12 protein-coding genes and 1 tRNA gene are annotated in these 17,229 nt (G+C 74.6%); 10 read left to right on the top strand and 3 right to left on the bottom strand.

What is annotated here, in order from left to right; all coding sequences use genetic code 11:
• The first annotated feature begins 72 nt into the window (after window positions 1–72).
• Complete coding sequence (locus ACWCOM_RS02045; protein WP_454547063.1) at window positions 73–681, top strand: hypothetical protein; 609 nt, start codon at window positions 73–75, stop codon at window positions 679–681.
• 79 nt (window positions 682–760) lie between these two features.
• Here ACWCOM_RS02045 and ACWCOM_RS02050 read toward each other — a convergent pair whose 3' ends face one another.
• The 3 genes from ACWCOM_RS02050 to upp all read right to left on the bottom strand — a co-directional run bounded on the left by ACWCOM_RS02050 (window position 761) and on the right by upp (window position 3,361).
• Entirely contained in the window at window positions 761–1,300 is a 540-nt protein-coding gene (locus ACWCOM_RS02050; protein WP_454547064.1) for a SixA phosphatase family protein, read from the bottom strand.
• A 94-nt stretch (window positions 1,301–1,394) separates the two neighbouring features.
• Window positions 1,395–2,219, bottom strand: a complete 825-nt coding sequence (locus ACWCOM_RS02055; protein ID WP_454547065.1) for a winged helix-turn-helix domain-containing protein — start codon at window positions 2,217–2,219, stop codon at window positions 1,395–1,397.
• A 506-nt stretch (window positions 2,220–2,725) separates the two neighbouring features.
• Entirely contained in the window at window positions 2,726–3,361 is a 636-nt protein-coding gene (upp, locus tag ACWCOM_RS02060; RefSeq protein WP_454547066.1) for a uracil phosphoribosyltransferase, read from the bottom strand.
• A gap of 114 nt (window positions 3,362–3,475) precedes the next feature.
• Here upp and tadA point away from each other — a divergent pair, with 114 nt between their 5' ends.
• The 9 genes from tadA to ACWCOM_RS02105 all read left to right on the top strand — a co-directional run bounded on the left by tadA (window position 3,476) and on the right by ACWCOM_RS02105 (window position 17,052).
• The gene (tadA, locus tag ACWCOM_RS02065; protein WP_454547067.1) at window positions 3,476–4,021 is read left to right on the top strand and encodes a tRNA adenosine(34) deaminase TadA; all 546 of its coding nucleotides are present in this window, start codon (window positions 3,476–3,478) and stop codon (window positions 4,019–4,021) included.
• A gap of 29 nt (window positions 4,022–4,050) precedes the next feature.
• Window positions 4,051–4,140, top strand: a tRNA-Ser gene (locus ACWCOM_RS02070).
• Window positions 4,141–4,295: 155 nt separating this feature from the next.
• Window positions 4,296–5,129, top strand: coding sequence for a thioesterase family protein (locus ACWCOM_RS02075; protein ID WP_454547068.1), 834 nt, complete (start codon window positions 4,296–4,298; stop codon window positions 5,127–5,129).
• 101 nt (window positions 5,130–5,230) lie between these two features.
• Window positions 5,231–5,557 (top strand): 2Fe-2S iron-sulfur cluster-binding protein, encoded by a 327-nt coding sequence (locus ACWCOM_RS02080; RefSeq protein ID WP_454547069.1) that lies wholly within the window; start codon window positions 5,231–5,233, stop codon window positions 5,555–5,557.
• Between the two features lie 87 nt (window positions 5,558–5,644).
• Window positions 5,645–8,512: an FAD-binding and (Fe-S)-binding domain-containing protein gene (locus ACWCOM_RS02085; RefSeq protein ID WP_454547070.1), complete on the top strand. Its 2,868-nt coding sequence runs from the start codon at window positions 5,645–5,647 to the stop codon at window positions 8,510–8,512.
• Between the two features lie 145 nt (window positions 8,513–8,657).
• A complete protein-coding gene (locus ACWCOM_RS02090; RefSeq protein ID WP_454547071.1) occupies window positions 8,658–9,488 on the top strand; it encodes a DUF4232 domain-containing protein in 831 nt (276 codons plus the stop codon).
• A complete protein-coding gene (locus ACWCOM_RS02095) occupies window positions 9,478–14,526 on the top strand; it encodes an Lhr family ATP-dependent helicase (RefSeq protein WP_454547072.1) in 5,049 nt (1,682 codons plus the stop codon). Before ACWCOM_RS02090 ends, ACWCOM_RS02095 begins: the two co-directional genes overlap by 11 nt.
• A 27-nt stretch (window positions 14,527–14,553) precedes the next feature.
• Window positions 14,554–15,393, top strand: coding sequence for a DNA-formamidopyrimidine glycosylase family protein (locus ACWCOM_RS02100; protein WP_454547073.1), 840 nt, complete (start codon window positions 14,554–14,556; stop codon window positions 15,391–15,393).
• Between the two features lie 183 nt (window positions 15,394–15,576).
• Complete coding sequence (locus ACWCOM_RS02105; RefSeq protein WP_454547074.1) at window positions 15,577–17,052, top strand: stealth family protein; 1,476 nt, start codon at window positions 15,577–15,579, stop codon at window positions 17,050–17,052.
• The last annotated feature ends 177 nt before the right edge of the window (window positions 17,053–17,229 follow it).

A 17,229-nucleotide genomic window follows, 5' to 3' on the forward strand; every position in this document is an offset into this window, starting at 1 on the left:
ATTGTGCGGTCCCTAGCCTGATCCCACCTGATTCGCGGTGGGAAATCTGGCTCATTCCTGAGGGGGAACACCATGAAAGATCTGCGGCACACTCTGACCGGCGCCGCCCTGGCGGGCCTGCTCGTGGCAGGCGGCTTCTCCGCCCCGGCGTACGCGGCGGACGACCACGGGCACGACAAGGGCGGCCACAGCCACGAGGACGAGCGCAAGAACGGCGAGGTCGACGTCGTCGTGAAGTACCGCCACCACGGCGAGTGGAAGTCCAAGGAGTACGACGACGTCGAGCTCAAGAAGGCCGCCTCCATCGCCAAGGACAAGGCCGGCGGCGGCGACTGGCACAAGTACCACCGCGACGCCAAGTACACGGACAAGACCGACAAGACGGTCAAGACGGTCGACAAGAAGGACGTCAAGGTCCTCTTCAAGCAGGACGAGGACGGGGAGCGCAAGAACGGCGAGGTCGACGTCGTCGTGAAGTACCGCCACCACGGCGAGTGGAAGTCCAAGGAGTACGAGGACGTCGAGCTCAAGGAGGCCGCCTCCATCGCCAAGGAGAAGGCCGGCGGCGGCGACTGGCACAAGTACCACCGCGACGCCAAGTACACCGACAAGACCGACAAGACGGTCAAGACGGTCGACAAGAAGGGGGTCAAGGTCCTCTTCGAGCAGGACGAGGACTAGGACCGCCGCTTCTGCGGCTGAGTCGCGGGTGTGACCGACGAGGGTGCCCGTCCGGTGGACGGGCACCCTCTGCCGTGGCTCATCGCTCCCCGGAGGACGGCCGCGGCACCGTGAAGTCCACGAGCCGCGCGTCGGCGCCGTCCAGCTCGGCCCAGGAGCCGGGGACCTCCAGGACCGCGAGCCCGGACGTGGGGCAGCCGTCGGCGAGGGCCATCACGGCGTCGTAGTCGGAGTCCGGCGTGGCCAGGCGCAGGGCGGCGTCCCGCAGGCCGGGCAGGTGGCCGATGAGCAGCAGGGAGTCCACGGTGTCCGGCACGTGGTTGACGGCCGCGATGATCCGGGCGTCCGGCGCCCCGTAGAGGGACTCGTCGAGCCGGGCGGTCGGGGCGAGATCGCCCAGGACGCTGCACACCCAGGTGCAGGTCTGCCGGGCGCGCAGCGCGCTCGAGCACAGGATCATGTCCGGGACGTGGCCCTGCGCCAGGAGCCAGCGCCCGGCCGCGGCCGCGTCCTGCGCCCCGCTCCGCTCCAGCGGGCGGTCGTGGTCGGTCACGCCCCAGGGGTGCTCGGCCTCCGCGTGGCGCATGAGGACGAGCTTCTTGCGGTCGTGGCGGGTCATCGGTTCATGATGCCACGTGCCCGACCGGCGCGGGACGGCCCCGGCACCCCCGCACCGCGGGAGGGAGCCGGGGCCTGCACGGGCCGGACGGGGCTCAGATGGAGTACTCGGGGGCCGCCCACACGACGACCTCGGGGTGCTCGTAGAAGCGGTAGCCCTGACCGCGGACGGTGCGCACCGTGTTGGCCAGCCGGCCGAGCTTGGAGCGCAGGCGCCGGATGTGCACGTCGATGGTGCGCTCGTTGGGCACCTCCTCCGAGTCCCGCCACAGGCTGTGCAGCAGCTCGTGGCGGCCCACGGTGCGGCTGCCGTTCTCCACGAGGTAGTTCAGCAGCTCGAACTCCTTGAAGGTCAGGTTGAGCAGCCCGCCGTCGAGGAAGACCTCGCGCCGCGAGAGGTCGATGAGCACCCCGGTGGACTGGTTGGTCTTGGTCTCGGGGGCCGGTGCCGGCGCCGCGGGGGCGGCCGGGCGCACCGCGCCGGAGGTCGGGTCGCCGAGGGCGTTGCGCACGACCTCCAGGTCGCTCCCGGCGGTGTTCGCCGGGGCCAGGGCCACGGCGGCGTAGGAGTCGGCCTCCGGGACCAGCTGCTGGGCGTAGGCCCGGATGCTCTGGACCATCTTGACCAGCGAGGTGCCGTTCGCGGCGGCGGTCTCCTCGTTGAGGCCCACGTAGATCACGAAGCCGCGGGCCTCGTTCTCCTGGACCTGCGGGCGCGGCGCCGCCTCCCGCTCCAGACGCGTGGGCAGGGGCGGCTCCCCCGGTGCGGCCGGCATGGTCCCGAGCGTGCTGCGGAGGCTGCGGTAGTCGGCGGGCGCGCCCGGCGCCCGATCAGGAGCCGTGGCCGGACGGCGGGCAGCGCGTGCCTCGCTCGTGCGGGTGCGCTGGGAAATGTGCACGTATCCCGGTGTACCTGGCATCTGGTGCGCCTCGTCTCTGCGTCGTGCGATGGACGTCATCCGTCCACCCGGGCCGCTCCGCCCCTCGGACCGACCCCACCACTCCCAGCTCCCGGATCACCGGCCTCGGACTTCTCGGGGACCGTCCCCGCGAAGCTGATAGATCCCTGGTAGTGGCATCGGTCTCATGGTCCACCAGGCCGCGGGAACTCGCAAGTAATAATCGTGACACTTTCTCACGATGTGAGACACGACCGACGGCAGCCCCCACGAGCCGCCAAAATGAACCCCCTTCATTCGCTGTGCGCCCCCGCTGCGGGGCGCGAAACCCCGCGCACACGGCGTACGGAGCGACTCGATCACCTGTCGAGGACTTCACGCACAGCCGCTGGTGATTGTCAAGAGACCGAATGCGCCCATCCGTCCATCTCAGGATGTGGACACATCCGCCCGGGGACGACGGAGGCCCGTCGACGGGGTCGACGGGCCTCCGGGGTGGCGGATCCGCGGGATCTGCGGGGCGGCGCTCAGTCCACCACGCCGTAGAGGCGGTCACCGGCGTCGCCGAGCCCCGGGACGATGTACGCATTCTCGTCGAGCCGCTCGTCCTTCGCAGCCAGGACGATGTTCACCTCCGAGTCCCCCAGCTCCTCCTCCAGGGCGGCCAGGCCCTCGGGGGCCGCGAGCAGGCAGACGCACGTGATCTGCTCGGCGCCGCGGCGGTAGAGGAACTTGATGGCCTCGCGCAGGGTGCCGCCGGTGGCGAGCATCGGGTCCAGCACGAAGACCTGGCGGCCGGTGAGGTCGTCGGGCAGGCGCTCGGCGTAGGTGATGATGTCGAGCGTGTCCTCGTTGCGGGCCATCCCGAGGAAGCCCACCTCGGCCGTGGGCACCAGGCGGGTCATGCCCTCGAGCATGCCCAGACCGGCCCGCAGGATCGGCACGACGAGCGGCCGCGGCTTGGACAGCCCGGTGCCGGTGGTCCGGGTGACCGGCGTGTCGATCTCCACCGGTTCCACGCGGACGCCCCGGGTGGCCTCGTACGCGAGCAGCGTCACGAGCTCCTCGACGAGCAGCCGGAACACCGGGGAGGTGGTGTTCTTGTCCCGGAGGACGGTCAGTTTGTGCGCCACCAGAGGGTGGTCGAGAACGGTCACTCGCATGCACCAAAATTACCACCGGGGCTCCGCGGCTCCCGCCGGACCCCGGCCCGGCCCGGAGCCCGCGCCCGCAGGACCGCCGGGCGAGGACCGGGAGAGGACCAGGAGAGGACCAGGATGGCACTGCCCCCGCGCACCCGGGACGAGGCCCGCGCCGAGGAGTGGATGCGGCTGGCCCTCGCGGAGGCCCGCGCCGCCCTGAAGACCCAGGACGTGCCCATCGGCGCCGTCGTCCTCGCCCCGGACGGGACGGTCCTCGGCCGCGGCCGCAACCGCCGGGAGGCCGACGGGGACCCCACCGCCCACGCCGAGGTCCTGGCCCTGCGGGAGGCGGCGCGCGCCCGGGGCACCTGGCGCCTCGACGGCTGCACCCTCGTGGTGACCCTCGAGCCGTGCGCGATGTGCGCCGGGGCGATCGTCCTGGCCCGGGTGCCCCGTGTGGTGCTGGGCGCGTGGGACGACAAGGCCGGGGCCGCGGGCTCCGTGTTCGACGTGCTCCGGGAGCGCCGGCTCAACCACTGGGTGGAGGTCACCGGCGGCGTCCTCCAGGCGGAGTGCTCGCGCCTGCTCCTCGACTTCTTCGCCGGGCACCGGCGCGCCGGGCACGACGGCGCCGGAGCGGCGGACCCCGGATCCGCCGGGCCGGCGGGTTTTGGCGCTTGAGCACGCCAGCCGGTACAGTACTGCGAGCTGGTGACGTGTCCGAGCGGCCGAAGGTGCATCACTCGAAATGATGTTTGGTGTAAGAGCCAACGAGGGTTCAAATCCCTCCGTCACCGCCAGTCGAGAAGGGCCCTGCTCCTCCGGGAGCGGGGCCCTTCTCCGTGCCCGGCCGGACACGAGGAAGGGCCCCTCCGCGCCGGGTCGTGACCGGCACCGGCTACCGTGGTGCCGGTCACGGCCCGCCGCCCGGCGGGCGGGAACGGAGAGGCGCGGCATGACGACGTCGGCACCGGCGGTCGGACACCTGGGAACGGACGGGGAGGAGTACCCGGACGCCTACTTCGTGCGGCTGGACGCCACCCGCTTCCGCTCCACCCTGCACGCGCAGGGCGCGTGGAACGCGGCGGAGCAGCACATGGGCGCCGCCTCCGGGCTGCTCGCCCACGCGGTGGAGGTCGACCACCCCCGCGCGGACCTGCTGCCCGCACGGTTCTCCTACGACATCCTCGGCCTCATCCCCGGCGGCGAGGTGGAGGTGAGCACGCGCGTGGTCCGCCCCGGCCGCACGATCGAGCTGGTCGAGGCGACGATGAGCCAGGGGGGCCGCTCCTGCATCCGGCTCAGCGTGTGGCGGCTGGTGCGCGGCGGGACCGCCGCGGTCGCCGGGACGCACCGGGAGGCCCTGCCGCCCGTGGCCGGCGCCCGGCCCACGACGATGACGGGACGGTGGCCCGGCGGCTACATCGCCTCACTCGAGGGCCGCACCGTGCGCGGGCACCGGCCCGGCCGGGCCGCCATGTGGCTGCGCGCGCCGCACGCCGTCGTCGCCGGGGAGGAGGCCTCCACCACGGCACGGTTCCTCACGGCGGTGGACGCCGCCAACGGCATCGCCGTGCGGGTCGGCCCGGACGAGCTGGCCTTCCCCAACGTGGACCTCGCCGTGCACCTGGTGCGGGAGCCGGTCTCGGCCTGGGTCGGTCTGGACACGCACGTCACCTTCGGGGCGACCGGGGCGGGCCTCACCGAGTCGGCGCTGCACGACGAGGCCGGCTACCTCGGCCAGGTCGCCCAGGCCCTGACCGTGCGGCCGCTGCCGGGCGCCCGCTGAGCCCGCTCCCGTCCGGGACGCCCACCGCGCGACCGTACAATGGGCGGCGGGATTTCCGACGTCGAGACCAGGGGCCACCACGCCCCGAGGAGGCCATCGAAGTGAGCAGCATCAACATCACCGTGATCGACCGCGAGGGCAACCGCACCGAGGGCGTCGAGTGGAAGGACTTCGAGAGCCTCATGGAGGCCCTCACCCGCCACAAGTACCCGATCCTGGCCACCTGCGGCGGCAACGCGTCCTGCTCCACCTGCCACTCCTACCTGGACCAGGGCTCCTTCGCCAGGGCCAACGAGATCAACGACGAGGAGGAGGACCTCCTCGACATGCTCGACGACACCCGTCACGACACCTCCCGGCTCAGCTGCCAGGTCGAGTGGTCCGAGGACCTCGACGGCGCCGAGGTCACCATCGCCCCCGAGTGGTGACCCGCCCGTCCCCGCGGGGACGGCACCCCCGACTCTGAAACCAGCCCCCGGACGGACCGGCGTCGCCGGCGCGCAGGAAGTGGACCCATGACCGAGATCCGTGACGACCTCACGACGCGCGCCGCCTACGTCTCCGACGCGTCGATCTACCGGCGGCTGCCGGCCGCGGTGGCCGAGCCGGCCAGCGTCGAGGAGGTCCGCGAGCTGCTGGCGCTGGCGCACGAGCGCGGCTGGCCGGTGGTCTCCCGCGGTGGCGGGACGTCGGTGGCGGGCAACGCGATCGGCGAGGGCCTGGTCATCGACACCTCCCGGCACTTCAACCGGATCCTGTCCATCGACCCCGAGGCGATGACCGCCACGATCCAGCCGGGCGTGATCTGCGACCAGCTGCGCGCGGCGGCCTCCGAGTTCGGCCTCACCTACGGGCCGGACCCCTCCACGCACTCGCGGGCCACGGTCGGCGGGATGGTGGCCAACAACGCCTGCGGCTCCCACTCCGTGGCCTGGGGCACCTCCGCGGACAACCTCGTGTCCCTGAAGGTCGTGCTCGCCGACGGCCGGGAGGTCGAGCTGCACCGGGGCGGGACCTCCGAGCCGGGGATCGACCGGGCGCTGACCGCGATCCGGGACCGGCACCTGGCGATGCTGCGCACCGAGCTGGGCCAGTTCCCCCGCCAGGTCTCCGGGTACGGGCTGCACTACCTGCTCGGGGAGAAGGGCTTCGACACCGCCAAGGCCTTCGCCGGGACGGAGGGCACCTGCGGGATCATCACGGAGCTCACCGTCCGGCTGGTCCGCAAGCCCGCCCACACCGCGCTGGCCGTGCTGGGCTTCGAGGACGCCTTCGAGGCGGCGACGGCCGCCCCGAAGCTGCGGGTGCCCGGGGTGTACACGATCGAGGGCATGGGCTCGGACCTGGTCGAGGCCCTGCAGACCCGCCCGGGCCGGGAGACCTCCGGCTCCGAGCTGCCCCGCGGCGGGGGCTGGCTGTACTGCGAGGTGGGCGCCGACACGCTCGAGGAGGCCGAGGCGGCCGCCCGCGCGCTGCCGGGCCTGGTGCCCGAGAACGTCGTGGACTCGCTCATCGTGGCCGAGGCGCCGCTGGCGCGCGCCCTGTGGGGGATCCGCGAGGCCGGGGCGGGCATCGTGACCCGCCTGCCCGAGGGCGGGGAGGCCTGGCCGGGATGGGAGGACTCCGCGGTCCCGCCGGCGCGGCTGGGCGAGTACCTGCGCGACCTCTACGACCTGCTGCACGAGCTCGGCCTCACCGGCATCCCCTTCGGGCACTTCGGGGAGGGCTGCGTGCACATCCGCATCTCCTTCGACTTCGGCACCGACGAGGGGATGGCGACCTACCGCACGTTCATCGAGCGCGCCGCCGCGCTGGTCCACCGCTACGGCGGCTCGGTCTCCGGGGAGCACGGCGACGGCCGCGCCCGCTCCGAGCTGCTCTCGACCATCTACTCCCCCGAGGCCCTGGCCGCCTTCGCGGAGTTCAAGCGCGTCTTCGACCCGGACGGGTTCTTCAACCCCGGTGTGCTGGTGGACCCGGAGCCCATCGACCAGGGCATCCGCCCCGGCCCCGGCGCCCGGACGTTCGAGCTCACGCCCGTGCACGCGTTCTCCCGGGACGGCGGGTCGTTCTCCAGCGCCGTGAACCGCTGCGTGGGCGTGGGGTCCTGCCGCTCCGACGTCGGCGCGATGTGCCCGTCCTTCCAGGCCACCCACGACGAGGTGCACTCGACCCGGGGCCGCGCCCGGTCCCTGGCCGAGATGCTGCGCGGGGAGTCCATCACGGACGGCTGGAGGTCGAAGGAGACCCTCGAGGCCCTGGACCTGTGCCTGTCCTGCAAGGCCTGCGCCACGGAGTGCCCGGTGAACGTGGACATGGCCACGTACAAGGCCGAGTTCCTGCACCACCACTACCGGCACGGCCTGCTCTCCTTCCTGGGCCGGGGCCGGCGGCCCATGGCGCAGTTCACGATGGGCTGGATGCCGCTGCTGATGCGGATCGTGGAGAAGGTGCCCTTCTCCTTCCGGCTGATCAACCTGCTGGAGTCCCACCGGGCGGTCGAGGAGCTGACCAAGCGGCTGGGCGGGATCGAGCCGAAGCGGCGGATGATCTCCTTCGTGGACCAGCCGCTCACCCGGTGGTTCCGCGGCCGCCCCGCCCGCCGTCCCGGCGACGACGCCGACGGGCGGCCCACCGTGGTGCTGTGGCCGGACACGTTCACGAACTTCGCCGCCGACGCCCCCGGCAAGGCGGCCGTGGAGGTGCTCGAGGCCATGGGCTACCGGGTGCTGCTGCCCATGGACAACGTCTGCTGCGGGCTCACCTGGCACTCCACCGGGCAGCTGGACATGACGCAGAAGGTGCTGCGCGACACCCTCGACGTGATGGAGCCGCTGCTGGAGGCCGGGTACCCGATCATCGGCCTGGAGCCTTCCTGCACGGTCATGCTCCAGGACGAGATCACGGAGCTGCTCCCCGGCGACCCCCGCGCCCGGCGGGTGGCCGAACTGACGACGACGATCGGCTCGTTCGCGGCCGCCCACCTGGCCGCCGGCGGCCCCTGGCCCTTCCGGGAGCTGACCACCGAGGCCGGCCCCGCCGAGGCCGTGTGCCAGGTGCACTGCCACCAGAAGTCCATGCTCGGCTACGGCCCCGAGCTGCAGGTGCTGGCGAAGCTGGGCGTGGACACCGCCGTGGTCGGCGGCGGCTGCTGCGGGCTGGCGGGCAACTGGGGCTTCGAGCCCGGCCACTACGAGGTCTCGCAGACCCTCGGCGAGAAGGAGCTGTTCCCCGCGATCCGCGCCGCGGCCGACGGGACGATCGTGCTCGCCGACGGCTTCTCCTGCCGCACCCAGATCGCCCAGGGCACCGGCGCCGAGGGCGTCCACCTGGCCGAGGTGATGCGCGCCGCCCTGCCCCCGGCGGAGGCCGGCGAGCGGTAGCGCCCGCCCCGGACGCCATACCGGCCCCGGCGCAGGACGCGTCCGGGGCCGGTGTCGGTGGCCCTGCCTAGAATGAAGTCCCTGGGAGGGCCCCCTCCTCAAGGCGTGGCCCGCCACGACGTCCGCACGAGGAGGATATCCCCCCATGTCTTCGCTCTCCCCCGTCGCCCGCCCCGTCCTGGGCGCCCTCGCCCTCGCCGCGGCCCTGGCGCTCACCGCCTGCGGCGGCGGGCCGCCGGAGCAGGTCGGCACCGCCGCCGCCCCCGCCCCCGCCGGGAGCGCCTCCGCGGCCCCGGCCGGCACGGCCCCCGCCGGCGGCGCCCCGGCGGAGGGAACGTCCCCGTCCGGGGAGCCGACCGACGGGCGGGCCGCCACGGCGGCCACCGCCCCGGCCGGCGACCCCGCGGAGCCCACCGGCGGGCCCGCCGAGGGGACGGCTGAGGAGACGACCGAGGAACCGGCCGAGGAGCCCGCGATCGATGCGGCGGAGGAGACCGCCGACGGGACCGGTGGAACCGCGGACGGCGCCGACGACGCCGGCGGCGAGCCCGCCCGGCGCGGCGGCCCGGACCGGTGCGCAACCTCCGCGCTGGAGGTCTCCGCCGCACCGGCCGGGGGCGCCGCGGGGTCGGTGCACGTGGACCTCACCGTGACCAACGCGGCCGCGGAGCCCTGCGTGCTCGCGGGCTACCCGGGGGTGTCCTTCGTGGACGCCGACGGCGCGGCCCTCGGCGCCCCGGCGGTGCGCGACGCCGGTGTCCCCGGGACCGGCGAGGAGCTGGCGCCGGGCGAGTCCGCCACCGCCGCGCTGCGCATCAGCCAGGCCGCCGTCCACCCCGGGTGCGCGGCCCGGGAGGCCGCGGGGCTGCGCGTCTACCCGCCGGAGAACAGGCAGTCCCTGGTGGTGCCCTTCCCCGCCGAGGCCTGCACCGGTCCCGGCATCCAGCAGCTCGAGATCCAGGGCTTTGGCACCTGATCCGGCGCTGAGCCTGTTCACCGAGCACACCCGGGCCTGGTTCTCGGGTGCGTTCGCCGCGCCCACGGCCGCCCAGGAGGGCGCCTGGCGGGCCATCGCCGCGGGGCGCCACGCCCTGATCGTGGCGCCCACCGGCTCCGGCAAGACCCTGGCCGCGTTCCTGTGGGCCCTGGACCGGTTCGTGGCCGAGGCGGCGGCGGGACGGCACGCGGCGACCGGCCGGCCGGGGACCGGGGACACCGCGCCCGCGGCCGGACCCGGGAGCGCCGCCTCCGCGGCACAGGCCGGGACCGCCGGGAGCCTGCGCACCAAGGCCCGCTCCGCGAGCGCCCGGGGTGAGCGGCGCGGCACCCGGGTGCTCTACATCTCCCCGCTCAAGGCGCTGGGCGTGGACGTGGAGCGCAACCTGCGGGCCCCGCTGATCGGGATCTCCCAGACCGCCCGCCACGCCGGCGTCGAGCCGCCGGAGGTCAGCGTGGGGGTCCGCTCCGGGGACACGCCGCAGGCCGTGCGCCGGGCCCTGCTCTCCAGCCCCCCGGACATCCTCATCACCACGCCCGAGTCGCTCTACCTGATGCTCACGTCCAAGGCGCGGGAGACCCTCACGGACGTGCACACCGTGATCGTGGACGAGGTGCACGCCGTGGCGGGCACCAAGCGCGGGGCGCACCTGGCGCTCACCCTGGAGCGGCTGGACGCGCTGCTGGAGAAGCCGGTGCAGCGCATCGGGCTGTCGGCCACGGTCGAGCCGGTCGAGACGGTCGCCCGGTTCCTGGGCGGGCGGGAGCCGGTCTCGGTCGTCGCGCCGCGGGCGGAGAAGCGGTGGGACCTCACGGTCTCGGTGCCGATCCCGGACATGACGGTGCTGGGCGGGCCCGCCGCCTCCCCGTCCCTGGCCGGGTCCGGCTTCGGCGACGACGACCTCGACGCCCTCGCGCCCACGACCACCGCCTCGATCTGGCCGCACGTCGAGGAGCGGGTCGTGGACCTGGTGCTGGAGAACCGCTCGACCATCGTGTTCGCCAACTCCCGCGGCCTGGCCGAGAAGCTCACGGCGCGGCTCAACGAGATCTACGCCTTCCGCCTCGAGCACACGGACCCGGACGGCGGCGCGCCGGAGGACGCGCCCGGGGAGGGCGGCGGCCCGCGCGACGACGCCGCGCCCGGTCCCCCGGCGGGCTCCGCGCCGCAGCAGCTCGGGGACGTGCTGCGCACCGCCCTGGCGGGGCGGGACCCGTCCGCGCCCGGCGGGACCCCCGAGCCCGCGGACCTGCGCCGGCAGACCGGCCGCTACGAGGGCGCGGACCCGGTGCTGGCCCGCGCGCACCACGGGTCGGTCTCCAAGGATCAGCGGGCGGTCATCGAGGACGACCTCAAGACCGGCCGGCTGCGCTGCGTGGTGGCCACGTCCTCCCTCGAGCTGGGCATCGACATGGGCGCCGTGGACCTGGTGGTCCAGATCGAGGCCCCGCCCTCGGCCGCCTCGGGGCTGCAGCGCGTGGGCCGCGCCGGCCACCAGGTCGGGGAGGTCTCCCGCGGCCGGTTCTACCCCAAGCACCGCGGGGACCTGCTCGACGCCGCGGTGACGGTCGAGCGGATGCTGCAGGGCCGGATCGAGCCGCTGGCGGTCCCGCTGAACCCGCTGGACGTCCTGGCCCAGCAGACCGTGGCCGCCACCGCCCTGGGGCCGGTCGAGGTGGAGGAGTGGTTCGACACCGTCCGCCGCTCCTCCCCGTTCCTGACCCTGCCCCGCTCCGCCTTCGACGCCACCCTGGACCTGCTCTCGGGCCGCTATCCCTCCGACGAGTTCGCCGAGCTGCGCCCGCGCATCGTCTGGGACCGGGAGACCGGCACGATCGAGGGCCGGCCCGGGGCGCAGCGGCTGGCGGTGACCTCGGGCGGGACCATCCCGGACCGCGGCCTGTTCGCCGTGTACCTGGTCGGCGAGCAGGACGGGAAGAACTCGAAGCGGGTGGGCGAGCTCGACGAGGAGATGGTCTACGAGTCCCGCGTGGGCGACGTCATCGCCCTGGGCGCCTCCAGCTGGCGGATCGAGGAGATCACCCACGACCGGGTCATCGTCTCCCCCGCCCCCGGCGTCCCGGGCAAGCTCCCCTTCTGGCACGGCGACGGCCCCGGCCGGCCCGTGGAGCTGGGCCGCGCGGTGGGCCGGTTCAACCGGGAGATCGCCGGGGCCGCCGAGGACGAGGCCCGCGCCCGGCTGGGCGCGGCCGGGCTCGACGAGTGGGCCGCCGACAACCTGCTGGCCTACGTGGGCGAGCAGAAGGAGGCCGTGGGGCAGGTGCCCTCGGACCGGCTGTTCGTCGTCGAGCGCTTCCACGACGAGCTCGGGGACTGGCGGGTGGTGCTGCACTCGCCGTTCGGGATGCCCGTGCACGCCCCCTGGGCGCTGGCCGTGGGGGCCCGGCTGCACGAGCGCTACGGCCTGGACGGCTCCGCGCAGGCCGCCGACGACGGCATCGTGCTGCGCGTGCCGGCCATGGAGGACGAGCCCCCGGGGGCGGAGCTGTTCCTGTTCGACCCGGACGAGCTGGACCGGATCGTGACCGAGGAGGTCGGCGGCTCGGCGCTGTTCGCCTCCCGCTTCCGGGAGTGCGCCGCCCGGGCCCTGCTGCTGCCCCGGCGCGACCCCGGCCGGCGCACGCCGCTGTGGCAGCAGCGCCAGCGCTCCGCGCAGCTGCTGGACGTCGCCCGGAAGTACCCGCAGTTCCCGATCATCCTGGAGACGGTGCGCGAGTGCCTGCAGGACGTCTACGACCTGCCCGCCCTCAAGGAGCTGCACCGGGCCGTGGAGCGCCGGGCGATCCGGGTGGTGGAGACCACCACCGACCAGCCGTCCCCGTTCGCCCGGACCCTGCTCTTCGGCTACGTCGCGCAGTTCCTCTACGAGGGGGACTCCCCGCTGGCGGAGCGCAAGGCGGCGGTCCTGTCCCTCGACGCCGCCCTGCTCAACGAGCTCCTGGGCCGCGCCGAGCTGCGGGAGCTGCTGGACCCGGACGTGCTCGAGCGCACGGAGGCGGAGCTGCAGCGCCTCGCCGCCGACCGCCGGCTGCGCGGGCTCGAGGGCGCCGCGGACCTGCTGCGCCTGCTCGGCCCGCTCACCACCGCCGAGGCCGCCCGGCGGCTCCAGGACCCGGACGACCCGGAGGCCGCCTGCCCCGAGGACACCGCCGCCGGGTGGCTGGAGCGGCTCGTGGCCGCCAACCGCGCCCTGCGGGTGCACCTGCGCGGCGTGGAGCACTGGGCGGCGATCGAGGACGCCTCCCGGCTGCGCGACGCCCTGGGCGTGCCCCTGCCCATGGGCGTGCCGCTCGCCTTCGTCGAGCCCGTCGAGGACCCGCTGGCCGACCTCGTCTCCCGCTACGCCCGCACCCACGGGCCCTTCACCGTGGACGAGGCCGCGGCCCGGCTCGGGCTGGGCACGGCCGTGGTGCGGACCACCCTGGAGCGGCTCGCCGCGGACCGGCGGGTCGTCGAGGGCGAGTTCCGGCCGGCGCGCCCGGACGCCGCCGGGGCCGGGCCGGCCCCTTCCGAGTGGTGCGAGGCGGAGGTGCTGCGGCGGATCCGGCGCCGGTCGCTGGCCGCGCTGCGCCGCGACGTGGAGCCGGTCCCGGGGCAGGTCTACGCCCGGTTCCTGCCCGCCTGGCAGCACGTGGGCCGCGGCCACCAGCTGCGCGGCGAGGACGGCGTGCTCACGGTCGTGGACCAGCTGGCCGGCGTCGCCGTCCCGGCCTCGGCGTGGGAGCCGCTCGTGCTGGCGGCCCGCGTGGCGGACTACCGGCCCGAGCTGCTGGACGAGCTCACCGCGTCCGGGGAGGTCCTGTGGTCCGGGGCCGGCTCCCTGGCCGGCGACGACGGGTGGGTGTCGCTGCACCTGAGCGAGGCCGCCCAGCTGACCCTGCCACCCGCCGAGACCCTCGCCGTGGCGGCCGCCGCCCTGGACTCCACCCTCGAGCGCCGGGTGCTCGACGTCCTCGCCCCCGGCGGCGCCTGGTTCTTCCCGCAGCTGCTGGGGCTGCTCGAGGCCGACGGCGCCCCGGTGCCCGCCGGGGAGCTCACCACCGCGCTGTGGAACCTCGTCTGGGCCGGGCTGATCACCAACGACACCTTCCTCCCGGTGCGCTCGCTGCTCTCCGGCGGGCAGGCCGCCCACCGGCACCGGGCCAAGCCCCCGCGGGGCCGCTCCACGGCCCGCCGCGGCGCCGCCCGGCTGCGTCCCGGCGGCGGCGCGTCCCGGCCCGGGACCGGCGGGGCGCTGCGCATCACGAGCGGTGCGGCCACCCTGGAGCGGCACGACTCCCCGCTCGTGGCCGGGCGCTGGTCGATGCTGCGCCCGGAGCCGCTCGAGCCCACGCTGCGGGCCTCGGCCACCGCCGAGCTGCTCATGGACCGCTACGGGGTGGTGACCAAGGGGCCCGTGGCCGTCGAGGAGATCCCCGGCGGCTTCGCCACGGTCTACAAGGTGCTCTCCACGCTGGAGGACACCGGCCGCGCCCGCCGGGGCTACTTCATCGAGGGCCTGGGCGCCGCCCAGTTCGCCCAGCCGGCCACGGTGGACCACCTGCGCACGTTCAGCACCGACGACCAGGTGCGCGCCGAGGAGCCCGTGGCGCTGGCGCTGGCCGCGACCGACCCCGCCAACCCCTACGGGGCCGCCCTCGAGTGGCCGGACCCGGTCGCGGCGACCGCCCCGGACGGCGAGGACGCGCCGGCCGGACGGCACCGGCCCGGGCGCAAGGCGGGCGCCGTCGTCGTGCTCGTGGACGGCGCCCTGGCCCTGTACGTGGAGCGCGGCGGGCGGACCGTCCTCGCGTTCACCGAGGACGCGGACGCCCTGGCCGCCGCCGGCCCCGCCGTGGCCGGCACCGTCCGGCGGGGCGCGGTGGACAAGCTCACGGTCGAGAAGGTCAACGGGGCCCCCGTGCTCGGCCCCGGCCCCCTCGAGACCGCGGTCCGGGAGTCCCTGCTGGCCGGCGGCTTCTACTCGACGCCGCGCGGGCTGAGGATGCGCCGGTGAGCGCGGCGCGCGATCGAGGAGGCCGCCGTGCCCGAGGGTGACACCGTCTACCGCCAGGCGGCGCTGCTGCGCCGCGCCCTGGCCGGTCAGGTCCTCACGCGCAGCGACCTGCGCTTCCCCGCGATCGCCACCGCGGACCTCTCCGGGCGCACGGTGACCGAGGTGCTCCCGCGCGGCAAGCACCTCCTGATCCGCGTGGACGGCGGCCCCGAGGCCCTGGCGCCGCTGACCCTGCACTCCCACCTGCTCATGGAGGGGATGTGGCACGTCTATCCGCGCGGGACCCGGTGGCGGCGCCCCGGCTACCAGGCCCGCGCGGTGCTGGAGACCGCCGCGGCCCAGGCGGTGGGCTTCGACCTCGGAATGCTGGACCTCGTGGCCACGGCGGACGAGGACGAGCTCGTGGGCCACCTGGGCCCGGACCTGCTCGGCCCCGACTGGGACCGGGCGGAGGCCCTGTCCCGGCTGGCCCGGCACCCGCACCGGCCCGTGGCCGCCGCGCTGATGGACCAGCGCAACCTCGCCGGGATCGGCAACGTCTACCGCAACGAGATCCTCTTCCTGCGGCGGCTGCACCCCTTCACCCCGGTGGCCGGCGTCGAGGACCTCGGGGCCGTGGTGGACCTCTCCCACCGGCTGCTGCACGCCAACCGGGACCGCTCCCAGCGCTCCACCGTGGGCGGCCCGGCCCGGCGCGGCGAGCAGTTCTGGGTCTACGGCCGCGGCCGCCAGCCCTGCCGCCGCTGCGGGGCCCCGATCCGGGAGACCCGGATCGACGACGCCGAGCTGGCCCCCGGCGAGGCCCACCCCGGGCCCCCGCAGGACCGGGCGCTGTGGTTCTGCAAGCGCTGCCAGCCCGCCCCGTGACGGCGGGCCCCCGCGGGGTCTTATCCTGGGAGCGCCGCAGCCGCTGACCACCACCAGGAGACGACCATCGACACCATCACGCTCGACACCGCCTACTTCCCCGCGCCCGAGGACGGGCCCGACGGCGAGGAGTTCCGCAGCGCGTCCCGCGCCTCCGCCGCGGCGCTCGACGAGCGCCCGGACGTGGTCCGGTACAAGGGCCGCTTCGCCCTGCGCATCACCGACCAGACCCCCCACGACGTCATGGTGCAGAACCTGCTCTTCCTGCGCCGTGTCCTGGAGGACGCCGGGATTGACCACCTCCTGGTGCGCGGCAACGACGAGCGCCCCGTGGTCGCGGTGGACCTGCACGACCGCGCGCGGCTGCGCGAGGCCCTGGTGGAGGCGGCCGTCGGCGAGCCGTACTACGTCAAGCCCATGGACACGAAGACGCAGACCTCCGAGCTGCTCGCGGACGGGCAGCTCACCCACCGGCGCAACGCCCGCGTGTTCCGGCTCTACCGCCCGCACTACTCGAAGCGCTCGAAGCTGTACTACGGCGCGGCGACCGGCGTGCAGCTCGAGCTGTGGGAGTTCGGCGAGCACGAGATCCGCCTGCCGGTGGAGAACTCCCTGACCCGCCGGACCGTCTCCCGCGCGGAGGCCGTGCGCGGCAGCGTGGAGCGCTTCGGCCTGCAGTGGCCGACCATCGAGAACATGTTCGCCGACCACGCCAGCGACATCGACTTCGAGATCGACATGGTCTTCTCCTGGGTGGACGGCTCCGACGCCGAGTACCGGCGGGTCCGGGCCTCCTACATGGAGGGCGCCGTGGTCGGGGAGGGCGACGACCACGAGGCCCGCTTCCGGCAGGTCGACGAGCTCAAGTACGCCCTGCGCTCGGTGCACATGTTCGCCCCCTGGGTCCGCACCATCTACATCGCCACCGACTCCCGGCCCCCGGCCTGGCTGGCCGAGCACCCCCGGGTGCGCCTGGTGCGCAGCGAGGAGTTCTTCGCGGACACCTCGGTGCTGCCCGTCTACAACTCGCAGGCGGTCGAGGCGCAGCTGCACCGGATCGAGGGCCTGTCCGAGCACTTCCTGTACTCCAACGACGACATGTTCTTCGGCCGCCAGCTCGGGCCCTCGCTGTTCTTCTCCCCCGGCGGGGTGACGAAGTTCGTGGAGGCCAGCACCCGCATCGGCCTGGGCGAGGGGCACCCCGAGCGCTCGGGCTTCGAGAACGCGGCCCGGGTGAACCGGCGGCTGCTGTGGGAGCGGTTCGGCCGGATCACCACCCGGCACCTGGAGCACTGCGCCGCCCCGCTGCGCCGCAGCGTGGTGGCCGAGATGGAGCGGGAGTTCCCCCGGGAGTTCCTCCGCACGGCCTCCAGCCGGTTCCGCGCCGCGGAGAACGTCTCGGTGACCAACTCGCTGTACCACTACTACGCCCTGCTCACCGGCCGGGCCGTGACCCAGGACACCGCCCGCACCGAGTACGTGGACACCACCACCCGGGCGGGGCTGCAGCAGATGGACAAGCTGCTCCGGCGGCGAAGCCTGGACATGTTCTGCCTCAACGACGGCAGCTTCCCGGAGGTGCCGGCGGCCGAGCGGGCCGAGCGGATGACGGAGTTCCTGGAGCGGTACTTCCCGATCCGGGCGCCCTGGGAGAGGTGACCGGGCGCGGGGAGGGGTGTGCCGCCGGAGCCGGTCCCGGTAGCCTCGGGGGCACCCGACCCGGAAGGACGTCACCGTGACCGACCACTACCACTCCCCGGACGACCTCAAGCGCCTGCCCGAGTTCAAGGAGCTCGTCCCGCAGGAGTTCACGGCCTTCGCCGCCTTCGACGGAAC

It is taken from the genome of Kocuria sp. KH4 (assembly GCF_053711175.1).

Bases quoted from the DNA above. Each gene is read 5' to 3' on its own strand.
- ACWCOM_RS02050 (WP_454547064.1), bottom strand. From the start codon at position 1,300: ATGACCCGCCACGACCGCAAGAAGCTCGTCCTCATGCGCCACGCGGAG.
- upp (WP_454547066.1), bottom strand. From the start codon at position 3,361: ATGCGAGTGACCGTTCTCGACCACCCTCTGGTGGCGCACAAACTGACC.
- ACWCOM_RS02075 (WP_454547068.1), top strand. From the start codon at position 4,296: ATGACGACGTCGGCACCGGCGGTCGGACACCTGGGAACGGACGGGGAG.
- ACWCOM_RS02090 (WP_454547071.1), top strand. From the start codon at position 8,658: ATGTCTTCGCTCTCCCCCGTCGCCCGCCCCGTCCTGGGCGCCCTCGCC.
- ACWCOM_RS02055 (WP_454547065.1), bottom strand. From the start codon at position 2,219: ATGCCAGGTACACCGGGATACGTGCACATTTCCCAGCGCACCCGCACG.
- ACWCOM_RS02085 (WP_454547070.1), top strand. From the start codon at position 5,645: ATGACCGAGATCCGTGACGACCTCACGACGCGCGCCGCCTACGTCTCC.
- tadA (WP_454547067.1), top strand. From the start codon at position 3,476: ATGGCACTGCCCCCGCGCACCCGGGACGAGGCCCGCGCCGAGGAGTGG.
- ACWCOM_RS02045 (WP_454547063.1), top strand. From the start codon at position 73: ATGAAAGATCTGCGGCACACTCTGACCGGCGCCGCCCTGGCGGGCCTG.